Source organism: Methanobrevibacter sp., from assembly GCF_045646205.1.
GTDB lineage: Archaea > Methanobacteriota > Methanobacteria > Methanobacteriales > Methanobacteriaceae > Methanocatella.
Map to the genome: position 1 here is coordinate 99,046 of NZ_JAZRKF010000039.1, position 15,697 is coordinate 114,742.

The window sequence follows — 15,697 nt, forward strand, 5'->3', positions numbered from 1 at the left end:
TTAACCTTTTTTTCTTTTTTTCTATCTGTTTTTGACTAATTTTAAATATTATTAATCTTAAAGATTTTTATAAGGAAAGCATTTTCATATTGCTTTTGGAGGAAATCATGATTAAAAATAAAAAGTTTCTTCTGTTTTTCATATTTGTTTTTACAATATGTATGCTGATGCCTGTTGTTAGTGCAAACAACAGTACTATTTACGTTTCTCCTGATGCCAGTGATGACGGGGACGGAAGTATTTCAAATCCCTACAACAGCATTTCAAAGGCTTTAGGTGATGTCAGTGAAGATAAAAACACTATCATTTTGGAAAACGGAACATATTCTGAGACCAATATCAATATAGTAAAATCGGTAAATATAATAGGTGAAGATGATGCAGTTTTGGATGCAGGAAATCGTGCAATCTTATTTAAAATCAGCAATGCCTCAACAGTCATACTGGCTAATCTGACATTAACAAATGCATTTTCAAACTCTGTCGGCGCTGCGGTAATAAATAATGGAAATCTATCTGTGGATAATGTAAGGTTCATAAATAACATGGCACGTTCTTCATCCGCTATAGATAATAGCGGTAATTTGCTTGTCATAAACTCTTATTTTGAAGGAAATAGGGCACTTAGTCTTGATGGTGGTGCAATATCAAATATGGCAAATATGACAGTTATCAACTCAACATTCATAAATAATGATGCAACAAGAAATGGCGGAGCCATAAAACATCAGGGAAATAAGTTCAAGTTAATAAATTCAACGTTCATTGGAAACAATGCATATGGATTGGATGATTATGGTGGCGCAGTATATATCTGGGCTTCTAAAGCTGAAATATACAATTCAACATTCAAAAGTAACTGGGGAGGTTACGGCGGTGCAATATTTATCGGCGGAGGAAATCTGGAAAGCACTGCACTAAACGTTACTGGATGTGTATTTGAAGACAATTATGCAAGAAACGGCAGTGATTTGGAAATTGATGAAGGAGTCGTAAATGTCACTTATTCAAAGATATTGGATGGTGTGGCCGTTTTAAAAACCTCACAGGTCAACCTTAACTATAACTGGTGGGGTGTAAATGACCCTATCTTCACTGAAATAGTAACTTCACCAAAACCGGACATTTATGCGACTTTAAAAGTGACAAATAATAAAAATACTGTTAAAACAGGAGTTTATTGGGTCAACACCTCTCAAATCGTAAGTGAAATACCTAAAATGATTGGTAACATCACTATAAACTCTACAGTAATTGATGATGTTGATTTTTCAAGGGAATATGAGTTCAATTTAAGTGAAAATTCAACTGTCAGTGTTTGTCTTGATCGTGAAGTTCAAAATCTCACTGTTAGCCCTCAAATCAAAACACTTTTAACGGCTGATGATGTTGAGATGTATTATCATGACGGTACACGTTTCAGGGTTGTATTAACCGATATTGATGGAAATCCTCTGGCCAACCAGTCAGTGATGATAAGAATCAATGGGGTTGAATACAACAGAACAACAAATGTTAGCGGCGGTGCTTCAATAGGGCTCAATCTCGATTCCGCCACTTATGCAGTGGACGTGGTATATCTTTCACAGCTTGAAAACTATTTAAGCTGCAACACGACTTCAAGCGTTAATATTTTACCTACCGTTAAAGGAAATAATGTGGTAAAAGTATTTAGAAATGATACTCAGTATTATGCAACATTCAGAAATTTCAATGGAACTTATCTGGCTAACGGAGAAGTCATTCAGTTCAACATCAACGGTGTTTTATATGACCGTATTGTCAGGGAAAACGGTGTTGCAAAGCTCAACCTTAACCTGGAGGCCGGTGAATATATCCTGACTGCACTGAATACAGTAACCGGAGAGCAATCTTCCAATAACATCACGATATTGTCCAAATTCAGTGAAAATAATGACATAATCAAATACTACAGAAATGACTCTCAGTACACTGTAAAACTCATTGGAAATGATGGAAAAGCTGTAGGCGCCGGTGAAAATGTTACTTTCAATATCAATGGAGTATTCTATACACGTACAACAAACGCTTCAGGAATTGCTAAATTAAACATTAATCTGGAGCCGGGTAACTATATAATCACTGCAGAATATGCCGGATGCAGGGTAGCAAACAATATCACAGTTTTGCCTGTATTGTCTGCAAGCGATATTTCAATGTCATATCGTGACGGAACACAGTTTAAGGCAAATCTTTTAAACGGTCAGGGAAAACCCCTCAGTGGTCAAAACATAACATTCAATATTAATGGTGTCTTTTATAATCGTTTAACCGATGTTAACGGTACTTCTAGACTAAACATTAACTTGCAGCCTGGAGTCTACATTATTACTTCAACATATAATGGGCTTAATATCGCAAATAAAATAACTATTCATTAGTTATTTTTTCTTCTTTTTTTCCATTTTGATAATAGATTTTTATATTATTAACGATTTATATTTATAATATGATGAGATGTTTTTAGTTTCACATCGATTATTTTAATATTGGAGTGGGGGAAATTGATAAGAAAATTACATTTTACTTTAATTTTATTAATTTTATTGACGCTTTTAATTCCAACTGGTTTTGCTTTGGATTTAAATGAAACTTCTGATGAAATTGCAATTGATTATGATTCATCAGATGTTTTAAGTGCCAATGAAGTTTATTTTAACTCAACAGTCGAAAATGATGGTGACGGGTCTCATAATAATCCGTATAAGTATGTTACTCCATCAAGAATAACAAGTAATTCAATTTTGTATTTTGCAAACGGTGAATATTCATTGTCTACTTCTAAAAGTATTTTTTCTATGACTATGATTGGTGAAGATGCTGAAAAAACAATATTCACTGGAAATGGTGATTTATTTTCAGTTTCAGGGACATTAACTCTTCAAAATATGACTTTTATAAATTCCACTTTAACTAATCATGGAACAATCCGTGCAACAAACGTTATTTTTTCTGGTGGTGTTGCCGATTCTGTAGATGAATATGACAATTCGTTTGGCGGAACAATTTTTAATGACGGCGATTATTATTATCCATATCTTTATCTGACTAACTGTACGATTAGAAATAGCTATGCTGTATATGGTGGAGCCATATATATGGGTGGGGGAAGTGCAACAATCACTGATTCCCGATTTGTAAATAATGCTGCTTTCATGTATGGTGGAGCTATTGCCTGTGAACAAACATCAACGCTTACAGTCACTAATTCCATTTTTGACAGTGATTATTCAATTCATAATGCTGGTGGAGCAATTTATGGTGTTGATTCTTTATTAAACATTAAGGACAGCCAGTTCATTAATTGTAATGCAACATTCGGTGGTGCAATTTGTGATTTAACATCAAAATCAACTTTTGTTAACATTACCGCTTCATCCAATAGAGCTAAATACCAGGGAGGAGCCATTTATAAGATGTATGGTTCCATATCCATTACCAATTCCTACTTCAATTCCAATGTGGCTCAGGATGGTGGAGCGTTGTTTATTGATAATTCCACTTCATTTACCTTAACCCATTCAACTCTCACGTCCAATATTGCTTATACATGTGGAGGAGCTCTTTATTCATTTTCAAATAATAAAACAGTTATCAGTTCAAATAACATTATTAAGAATAGTGCAAGATCTCATCCAAACACTTATGAAACAGACAAATTGAATTTAAACATTGGAAACGGTAATTATACGATGTATGTGTATGATGATTCCAATTTTAATGGAACATTGCCTGAAAAATTTGATTTAAGAGATTATGGTTGGATAACATCAGTTAAAGATCAGGAAACCAGTGGTAACTGTTGGGCATTTTCTGCACTTGCCGCCTTGGAATCATGTATTTTAAAGGCATCAAATACTACATTGGACTTGTCTGAAGAAAACGTTAAGAATTTAATTGAATGGTATTCTGACTATGGATGGGCCAGTGAGACTAATGGGGGTGGAAATGAGTACATGTCCTTCGGTTATCTGGTCAGTTGGATGGGTCCAGTATTTGAAGATGATGATTTAACCGATGATTATACTTTGGTATCTCCTCTTTTAAATAGTATGATACATGTTCAAAATATTGTTTGCCTTCCAAGAAGTTCCTATACTGACAATGATGGGATAAAAGAGGCTTTAATGAAATATGGTGCAGTTTCAACAGCATTGTATTATTCAAGCACATATCTGAATTCCCGTACAAAAGGTTATTATTATGACGGAAGTGATGGCGAATATGCAAACCATGCAGTAACCATTGTTGGATGGGATGATGGCTATTCCAGATACAATTATAAATATACCGCTCCTGGAAACGGTGCATGGATTGTTAAAAACAGTTGGGGTAGTAGTTGGGGTAATGACGGATATTTCTATGTATCATATTATGATGCAAAATTTGCTGAAGTCGGTGACCCAATAGGTGGTTATACGTTTATTTTAAATGATACTCAAAGATTTGATAAAAACTATCAGTATGATATTATTGGTGCTACTGATTTCTTTGTAACCGGAAAGGATACTATTTGGTATGAAAATCTGTTTAATGCTACCGGAAATGAATTATTAACCGCATTTTCAACTTATTTCAATATCACAACAAGCTGGGAAGCTTATATTTATGTCAATGATGTATTGAAGCTTACTCAATCCGGTTTATCTGAGTGCGGTTATTATACATTTAATCTGGATGAATTCATACCTCTTAAAGAGGGTGATGAGTTTAAGATAGCTATTAGGATTAACGCATCAAAGTTTGCTTCATTCCCTGTATCCGAATGTATACGTCAAAACAGAATATCCTATTATCCGGGTGTTTCATTTTTCTCATATGATGGAAAAACCTGGTATGACTTATATGATTATAAAATGTCAGGTTATGATCATATTTATGAATCACAGGTAGCATGTATTAAAGCCTTTACAACCCTTGGGGAGCTTTCTTCAACTATCAATTTAAATAATGCGGTAAATTCAAGTGAGGTTCTAAAAGACATTGATTTAATCGGAAATATCACTGACCAATATGGTAATCTTGTAAGTGACGGAATTTTAACTATTGTCTATGAAAACACAACAAAGACTTTAAATGTAAATAACGGATTGATAAATACTACTATTTCTTTTAATTCAATAGGTAATCATAGTGTTTGTTTAACTTTCACTTCAGATTATTATATTTCATCAAATAAGACTTTCAATATTTCAATTGTCAAATCAGATGTAATTTTAGATATTTCAATAAATAATATTACATATTCACAGGATTTGATTGCAAATATTACTTTAACATCCCTTAATGGAGAGTTGATTGATGATGAGTTGCTTTTAATCATAAACAATAAAACTTATGCTGTCAATTCAAATCAGATATTCAACATTACTGATAAGTTGGATACTGGAGATTATAGTGCTTTAGTTTTATTCAATGGTTCAAACAGATTTATTGCATCAAATGCATCTTGTAGCTTCACGATTTTACCGATTGAACTTGATATTAGTTTGGACATTATTCAGGACTTTGACAATGTTTTATTGATTATAAATTCATCCGAACCGTTAATTGTTCCTGTAAAAATCAATAATGAGACATTTGAAGTAAACTGTTCTGACGTGGGTATTTTAAACTTAACTGATTTGGATTTAGGCAATTATTTGGTAAATATTACTATTGAGTTGGATAATCACTATCCTGTAAGTATCACTGATTCATTCAATGTATCTTCAATCGACACTTCAATAAATGCATCTGATGTTTTAATGTTTTATAAGGATGGAACCCGGTTCAGGGTTAATTTAACTGATATTGACGGTAATCCATTGACTAACAGAACTCTCATAATCAATATCAATAATGTAAATTATACTGTTACCACAAATGCCAATGCTTCCGCTTCAATTGCGATAAATCTCGACAGCGGCAATTATACTGTAAATGTGTTCTATTTAGGTGAGAAAAAATACAATCCGTCAAATATCACTCGCAATGTCACTATTTTATCCACTATTGTTGCAAAAGATGTTGTTAAATACTTCCGTAATGGAACTCAGTTTTATGCGTTAATTCTGGACAGTCAAGGAAATCCTCTTTCAAAAACAAGTGTTTTAATGAATATCAATGGTGTATTTTATAATAGAACAACTAATGAAAGTGGAATAGTTAAATTAAATATTAATCTTCATGCTGGAGAATATATTTTAACTGTAACCAATCCGTTAACTAATGAGATGCAATCCAGTAAAATCACTGTTTTATCAAAATTTACTGAAAATTATGATATTGTCAAGTACTTCCGTAACGCAACCCAATACACTCTTAAAGTTGTAGGTGATGAAGGTGAGCCATTAGCCGGAAGAACGGTCAAATTCAATATCAATGGTGTGTTCTATTATCGTGTAACTAATGAAAGCGGTTTTGCCAAATTAAACATTAATTTAAATCCTGGAAATTATATTATAACTGCTGAATATGGTGATTGCAGGGTTTCAAATAATATAACTGTTTTATCTGTTATTGAAACAGAGGATATGGAGATGAATCATGGTGACGGATCAAGATTTAAGGCATTGATATTGGATGGTCAGGGCAATCCTTATCCGAATCAGGAAGTGATCTTCAATATTAATGGTGTATTCTATAATAGATTTACCAACAGTACTGGATTTGCTAATTTGAATATAAACTTAATGCGTGGTAAATATATCATTACTACTTCATATAATGGTCTTAATAGTGCAAACACTATTATCATCCATTAATTTTTTTATTTAAGACTGAATTTCTCTTTTTTCTATTTTTACTTATTTTATTCATTTTTGATTTTTCAAAAAATAATTATATACTTTGAGAAACAAAGATAATATCGTTATGAATTAAAATTCGTTTCAAAAAATAATGGGGAATAAAATGTTTAATAGTAAAAATAAAAAGATATTATTTCTTTTAGTAGTTTTTATCACATTATTATTAATTCCTAGCTCTTTTGCTCAGGATTTGTCTGTTAATGATGCTGATAATACTTTAACTGCTGATGGAAATGTTGTCTATGTTTCAACGACTGGAAATGATGGGGGTAACGGGTCACAATCAAATCCGTTTAACTCCGTCTCTGCTGCAGTAGATGCTTTTGATTCTACTGTTTATTCGAATATTTATATAGAAAATGGTAATTATAACATTACAAATCAGATTGTTATAAATAAAGATATTACAATCATTGGTGAATCCAGTGATGGGGTTATATTGAATGCTAATGGTCAAAGCACCATCTTTAAAATCGATGGAAAGTCTGATATTCTTTTAAAGTCATTGACTTTTGCAAATGCTTATGATAAATCAGCAACACAATATTCTGGTTCTGCAATATTTGTGGAAAGTTCTGTAAATGGTTTGCTCATTGATGATTGTATTTTTAAGAATAATAAAAACGGTACTGTTGCCGTTTATTCAAGCTGGTTAACTTCTGGAGAAATCACAATTCAAAATTCAGTATTTTCCGGAAATGAAAAAACTCATAGAAGTTGGGATCAAGGTTCAGCAATATCCATTGGCCGTTCATTTAATTTAAATGTAATTAATACAACTTTTGAAGATAATACTGCTGCTCCAATTCATTTATATAATAATGCTCCTTCAGCAGTATTTGATAATTGTAAATTTATAAGAAATAAGGCGGATGATTATTCTGCTATCTATGCGCATGATGCCGGCCATATGACTATTATCAATTCTGAATTTAGGGGAAATGTCATAAATGATGAAGAAGGTTATTTGATTTATGATTCCGCTTCTAGCTATAAAAAATTTAATCTCACATTAGGAAATAATATTATAGAAAATAACACTCCTAATACAATCTATACTTCAGATAATATTAATGTCATTTATTTGGAAAATAATGCCAGACTTGAAGCAAATGATGTTAGCATGCTTGAGGGTCAGGATAAATCATTCACTGTTAAATTGATTGATGATGAAGGAAATCCTATTGCGGATAAGGAAATTATCATCACTTTAACTAATTATTATAATGAAGTATTTACTTTCAATCCGGTAACTAACGCATCAGGTATTGCTACTGTAAACCTTAAAAACCAAAAGTTCGGTAAATATAGAACTGTAAGTGTTTTTAACGGGGATGGCAAATATGATTCTTGCAATATCACCAATACAATAGCTATTTCAACTGAAGCTGATTACAATATGATTTTCAATCCAGATTATGTTAAAATGGTTGAGGGTTCATCCTTTAATGTAACTGGAATAATTACGGATAATTATGGAGAACCTGAAAAAATTCTGGATGGTTACTCTTATGAAATCCGATGGTTAAATCATAATGGTAATATCAGTGTAATCAATGGTAATGCCTATAAGGTTGTAGGTTATGAATTTGTTTTTGATTTGAGCAGGTGTCATTTGGTAACACAAAATGAACTCTATTATGTCAACTTTACAATCACCAGGGCGGATTATGACTATACTGTAACAGTTACAGGTTCTCTTCCTGTTGATTTATCAAGAGACATGCCTCCAATAGATCCTGGAATTGATGTAATTTGGGTATCTGTAGACGGTAGTGATGAAACAGGTGACGGAACCGAAAGCAATCCTATCAAATCAGTTCAGATGGGATTATATGTTAATACCATGCTTGGCGGAGGAAAAACAATCCATGTAAAAGAAGGAGTATATGATATATCCATTTACACTCTCACGGATAAAGTAACTATTGTTGGTGAAGGTTCAAAAACCATTTTAAGACAGGACAATGGTAGATTAGGAATGTTTTCAATTGAAAAGGCAAATACTGCCAGATTTATTAATTTAACATTCACAAATGGTTATGCAACTCCTGTTCCGGGTTCCCTAATAACTGCAACTGAACATTCTACAGTTTATATTGACGGATGTGAATTCTATGATAATGTTGCAATTAGGGGCGGAGCAATAGCTATAGACAGCTCAAATGTATATGTAACTAATTCAAATTTCCATAACAATACTGCAAGACTTCAAGCTTCCCAAGGTGGAGCTATCTGGGCTACTTCTGGTGTTTTGCAGATTACAAATACCGTATTTGAAGATAATGAAGCTACTTTAGGTGGGGCTATTTATGTAAGTTATGATGCTGATACCTATATTTCAAACTGTACATTCATAAATAACACTGCTGTTGCAACTACTTTAACCTATGGTGGTGGAGGGGCTATATTTTCCCAATCAAGCATTGGAACAGTCATCGAAAACTCTTCATTCATAGGCAATTATGCTGAAATTGACGGTGGAGCAATTTATGTTTACGGCGGTTTAACCGACATTACCGGAAGTTATTTCTATGACAATAATGTAGGATTTGGAACAGATAAAGGAAGTACTATACATCTTTTACCTCTTGCAAGTCCGATTACATTCAATATTGATTATTCTATTTTATTCACTGAGGATGATTATAATAAAGTAATTTATGTTGAAGAAATTGAAGATGACAATGAAAGTAGTTTCTCATTTGAAAACAATTATTGGGGTGGTCAGCAAAAAGGCTTTGTAAGTGTCAATAAGGCTGTTGAAAAATGGGTCATCATGGACGCTGATAGAGACACTAGTGTTATTCACAAGGGAGATGTCATTAACATAACTGCTAAGTTTGTAAGTACCGATATAAATGGAACAATATATAATTTAGATGAATCAGTACACGATTTACTCATTTACCTCTCACCAGATATAGGTGAGGTTAATCCTAAAACTATTGTTCTTCATAAAAATCTTGCCGAATTTAAATATTATGCAAATGAAATCGGTTCTGAATACATTAACTTTACAAGTGACTATGCAAGACATTATGTTTACTCATTTAAGGTAATCGACTCTGAAAAAATAGATGTTAATGCGAATATTACCGTCAGTCCTGGAAAAACCACTACCATTGATGTTGAGGTTCCAAATGATTTAGAAAACAATGTCACTATTAACGTTGATGGTGCCGATAATTCCATTAAGGCTCAAAACGGCCATGCAATCATGTCTTTAGATGTAATTCCTGGAAATCACAGCCTTGTCGTATCATATGTTGGTGATGATAAATACAAAGGATTTGTAAATGAAAGTTCATTTTTCCTTGATAAGGATGCTTCTGAAGTATTTATCAATATTGAAAACATTACATTCGGTGACTTGCTAATAGTTAATGTAAATGTAACTGAAGGAGCAACAGGAAGTGTTGTCGTAACTATTAATAAAAAAGATTATGTCATTGAGTTAAATAACTCTAAAGGCTCAAAAGCTATTCCAAACATTGAAGCAGGCAATCATACTGCATATGCTAATTATACTGGAGACAGTTACTTCAAATCAAGCATTGCCAATACAACATTCAGTGTTGCTGAAGTAATTCCTATAACTACAATTTATGTATCAACAAAAGGAAATGACACTTCAGGTGATGGTTCTCAGGAAAATCCATATGCAACAATTTCAAAAGCTTTAGACAGGAATAACGCATTGGGCGGAAATAAAACAATCATCGTCGATGAAGGTAATTATGTCCTTAACAGATATAGCTTGGTTGATAGCGTATACATTTTAGCTAATGGGGATGTATTAGTTTATTCCGATGCAAATACAAACCATTTATACATTGGTGGGGACGTTGACGTGACCTTGGAAGGTCTAACATTTGCTGGAGGAAACGGTTTCACTGCAGGATCCATTGACATGGGTTCATCAGCAAATAACTCCGCAAAGAACTTAACCATAAACAAATGTAATTTCATTGCCAATAAAGGACCAATCGGTGCAATAGTTTCATATGCAAACACAAAAATAACTCAAACAAACTTCATCAATAACACTGCAACCGGAAACTCAGGTTCTGTTCAAGGTATTATAAATATCAGGGACAATACTGCTGACATTAGCTATTCTAACTTTATTGGAAATAAAATGGCTAATAATCTGATGATATACTCAACCGTTGAAGGTAATGCAAAATATAATTTCTGGGGAAATAACACAAAACCTGGTGATGATGCAGTATCCTCATTATTAAATAAAGACGCCTGGGTAATTTTATCTCCTTCAATTAATGATACTGAAATTGTTTTAAAACATGATTTCACAATATCTGTTGAATTTAAATCAACCAGTGACGGTAAAACATTAAATGATTTGGATGAGTTCATGCCGGATGTCGATGTCAGTTTGACTGCTGAAGTCGGTCAGCTATCACCTGAAGACATTACAATCGCTGAAAACATCGGTGAGTCCAAATATAATGTTTATGTTCTTAATAATGATTTGGTAAGTGTTTATGTTGCGGATGTTAATGTTGCAAACTTAACAATTGAAGTTTATATTCCTGAAGAGGATAAGATTTATGTCGATGTAGAAGGTAATGATTCAAATTACGGTACTTATGACAGTCCTTTAAAAACAATCGCTGCAGCAATCAATCAGAATAAATTGGCAGGCGGCAATAAAACAATTGTAGTTGGAGACGGACTTTTCACTGAAGGCGATTTAATCATTGATGATATTGTAAATATTATCGGTAATGGAAGCTCAACTATTAAAACAAATTCCCTTACAATTAATGCGAATACTTCCATAACCAGTTTAAACTTCGCTGACAGTAAAATTAATCATAATTCCGGTGATTTATCTATTTATAATTCTGCATTCGAAAACACTAAACTAACATCCTCAGGAGATAATCTTGAGGTTTATTCATCCGAATTCATCGGTGAAGGAATTTCAACTTCAGCAGAAACATTAATTGATGATACAACATTTGCAAACATTTCTTCCAAAGCATTGGAAATCAAAAACGATGCAATAATATCAAACTCCAAATTTGAAAATAATAACTTGGCTATCGATGTGGCTGAAGGTGATGTTGATGTCATTGGAAACGAATTTATTAAAAATAATGATATAATCAATGCTGATAGTAAAACATCAATCAATAATAATAAATTTGAAGATAATCAGGGTGTAATTTACATTTTTGCTTCATCCGAATTAACAAATAACCAGTTCAGCGGTGAAACGGTCAAAGTTGCAGATTCACTCAACTCCAAAAACAACACCGATGTCAAATATGAATTAAGCGATGGAAGCATTTCCAATGCAATCATCACATATCTGGACGGTAAGACCATAAAAGTTGATGGAGGTCTTGTAGCTTTAAATGCAACCGTAACCGATGATATGGGTAATATTATTGGTGGCGGAAACCTTGAATTTACTGTAAATGGAATTAAAGTCGGTGAAGCTAATGTAACTAATGGAAGTGCAACATTCAACTGGAGATTTGAATCAGGCGAATATACAATTTCAGGTGCTTCATCTGACTTCCCTAAAGCCAAAGTCACTCCTGCAGTATTGAGAGTGAACATTGTAAACTACTGGTTCATCAATGAAGTCGGTTATGAAACATTGGCCGAAGCAGTTGAAGCAGCAGTTGACGGTGATGTAATAAAAGGTGTTCCTGGAGATTATATAATTAATGAAATCGAAGTCGGACACAGATACCGTGCCCCTGAACCATGGACAATAACTAAAAACATAACAATAACTTCCCTGAATGAAACACCTATTACCCTTGAAGGAAATGGCGGAAGATTATTCTTCGTTGATACAGGCTCTGAATTAACATTGAAAAATCTGATTTTGGCAAATTGTCACAAAGAAGGTGATGTTGGATTTGGAGGAGCTATTGACGTATTCTTCGATGCTCAGTTAAATATTGACAATTGTACATTGGAAAATAACTCCGCAGATCAGGGTGGAGCAATCTATGCTATCGGTGGAGTGAATATTGTCAACTCCAAATTTAACAATAATGTAGCAGGTTTAATCGGTGGAGCAATATTTAAGGACTTCACAGGTGACTTGGTAATTGAAAACACAACATTTACCAACAGTTTCGCATCATCATTCGGTGGAGCAATACACCTCCTTGGGGATAATGACACTGACAACTACATTATTAACTGTCTCTTTGATTCCAACACTGGATTTAGAGGCGGAGCTGTATATGCCGGAAGTGCAAATCTAACAGTTATTGGATCTAATTTCACATCAAACAAAGCATTAAGGGTCCACACTGATTATGAAGATGAAGAAGCAATTGGTGGAGCATTCTACAACTACTATGCAAATGCATTCTTCTATGATTCAAACTTCATAAACAACGTTGCACAGGACTGCGGAGGAGCGATGGAACTTGATAACACAGTAACTTCCATCGGGCCGTACATAGACCCTACAATTACAATTTATTTCACGGGAATAGACAACTGTACATTCATAAATAACACTGCAGACGATGGTGGAGCAATCTACATGGGAGTTTCCGGATGTCCGTTTGTATTGATTTCAAATTCATTATTTGAACAGAACACTGCTAAATATAACTCTGCAGGTATTGGAAATGTTGCAGGATTTTTATCCTTGGAAAACACTACATTCAGGAAAAACACTGCTGGAATGGACAATCTGATTTATGTTTACGGAACTGATGACCTTTACAACGAATATGATTCATATATCTTTGCAAATAACTGTACATTTGAAAACAACAATGTAAACTTGGACATTGAAGTTACAAACATGTACTCCTTTGGTGAAATTGTAGACTCAACATTCATCGGTGAGCAGACCGTACTTTTAAACAGAGGATTTGTGAATGTAACATCAACGGAAATTAAAGACTCCAGAAATCCTTCAAAATATGTAATAAACAACTTCGGTCAGTTAGGTCTTGAAAACAATACATTTGACAATCCTTTATACTCAGATGTATATATTACAACACCTACATATCTTGTTATCCTTGATAATGAAACTTACACTGTAGCTATTGGTGCTGAATATACATTAACTGCAGTATTTTTAGATGATAACGGAAACATTATTGAAGGAGCTGATTTGGTATTCATTGTTGATGGAGCTGAAATTAATGCTACATTAGCAAATCATCTCTACACTGCCTATTACACAGTCACTGAAGGAACACATCTGATTGATGCGAACTACTCATACAGCGGTTTTGAAAACCTTACAATCCAGACTGCAATAATAAAAGCGGTTGAACCTGCAAGTATGAACGTTACCGCTCCTGAAATCAGGGAAGGCGAAAATTTAACAATTGATGTAACTTTACCTTCTGATGCAACAGGAAATGTCAGCGTTGATGTGGACGGAAAAACTTATACTTCCGATATTGAAAACGGAAAGGCTAGTGTAACTGTACCTGATTTAAAGGCAGGCCAATATGATGCTGAAGTAACATATTCAGGTAATGACAAATATCCTGAAAGTTCAAAAACTGTAAAATTAACAGTCAAGGAAGCTCAAATAGATCCGAAAATGGAAATTAAAGCAGACAATATCACTGAAGGCGAAGATTTAACTGTTGATGTAACTTTACCTTCTGATGCAACAGGAAATGTGACTGTTAGTGTTGACGGTAAAAACTACACAAAAGAACTTGTCAATGGAAGTGCTACAATTACAGTTTCCGATTTGGATGTTGGAAATCATAGTGTTGACATTACATATTCCGGAGATGAAAACTATGCTCCTTCAGCAAAAAGCATTAATGTTGATGTTGCAAGGGACATGTCTGATAAAGTCACCGCTCTGGATGTGACTAAATACTACAGCGGTTCTGAAAGATTTGTAGTAAAAGTAACTGACTGTGATGATAATCCTTTAGCCAATAAGGCCGTTAAAATTACCATCAACGGTGTTGATTATGACAGAACTACAAATGCAAACGGAACAACAAGCATTGCTCTTGGATTAAACAGTGGAGTTTATAATGTAACTGTAATTGCAGTCAATCAAACTGTTAATTCCGTTGTAACTATTCTACCTACTGTAAACGGTAGCGATGTAGTTAAAGTATTTAGAAATGGAACTCATTACTATGCAACATTCAAAGATAATATGGGTAATTATCTGCCTGACGGAAGCATGGTCAGATTCAACATTAATGGGGTATTCTATGACCGTTATGTTAGAGGAAACGAAGGATTAGCAAAATTAAACATTAACCTGGAACAGGGCACATACATAATAACAGCAATGAACCTTAAAACCGGTGAAATGACGGCCAATAACATTACTGTCATTTCAAGAATCATTGAAAACAATGATTTAACCAAATATTACAGAAACGCTTCACAATACACCGTAAAACTAATAGGTGACGATGGTAAATCAGTAGGTGCAGGTGAAAATGTGACCTTCAACATCAACGGTGTGTTCTATACACGTACAACCAACGCATCAGGAATAGCTAAACTGAATATTAACTTGCCTCCTAATGATTATATAATCACGGCAGAATATAATGGCTGTAGAGTAGCTAACAATATTAAGGTACTTCCTGTATTGTCTGCTCAGGATATTACTATGAGCTATCGTGACGGAACTAAATTTGAAGCTAAATTGCTTGACGGTCAGGGTAAGCCATATGCCAACCAGGAAATTACATTCAACATTAATGGATTATTCTACCAAAGAACTACTGACATTGATGGTATTGCACGCTTAAACATTAATTTAATGAGCGGACAATATATCATAACTTCCAGTTATAATGGATGTAATGTAGCAAACACAATCACTATTAGATAGAGGTTTAAAAACCTCTAATTTTTTATTTTTTAGGAGGATT

At 33.7% G+C, this 15,697-nt stretch carries 3 protein-coding genes; all 3 read left to right on the forward strand.

Annotated elements, in window-relative coordinates:
* Window positions 1-107 precede the first annotated feature (107 nt).
* The 3 genes from ACKI44_RS07915 to ACKI44_RS07925 all read left to right on the forward strand — a co-directional run bounded on the left by ACKI44_RS07915 (window position 108) and on the right by ACKI44_RS07925 (window position 15,657).
* Window positions 108-2,402, forward strand: a complete 2,295-nt coding sequence (locus ACKI44_RS07915; protein WP_407423232.1) for a hypothetical protein — start codon at window positions 108-110, stop codon at window positions 2,400-2,402.
* 123 nt (window positions 2,403-2,525) lie between these two features.
* On the forward strand, window positions 2,526-6,767 hold the full coding sequence (locus ACKI44_RS07920) for a C1 family peptidase (RefSeq protein ID WP_407423234.1): 4,242 nt from the start codon (window positions 2,526-2,528) through the stop codon (window positions 6,765-6,767).
* Window positions 6,768-6,915: 148 nt separating this feature from the next.
* The gene (locus ACKI44_RS07925) at window positions 6,916-15,657 is read left to right on the forward strand and encodes an Ig-like domain repeat protein (RefSeq protein WP_407423236.1); all 8,742 of its coding nucleotides are present in this window, start codon (window positions 6,916-6,918) and stop codon (window positions 15,655-15,657) included.
* Window positions 15,658-15,697 lie beyond the last annotated feature (40 nt).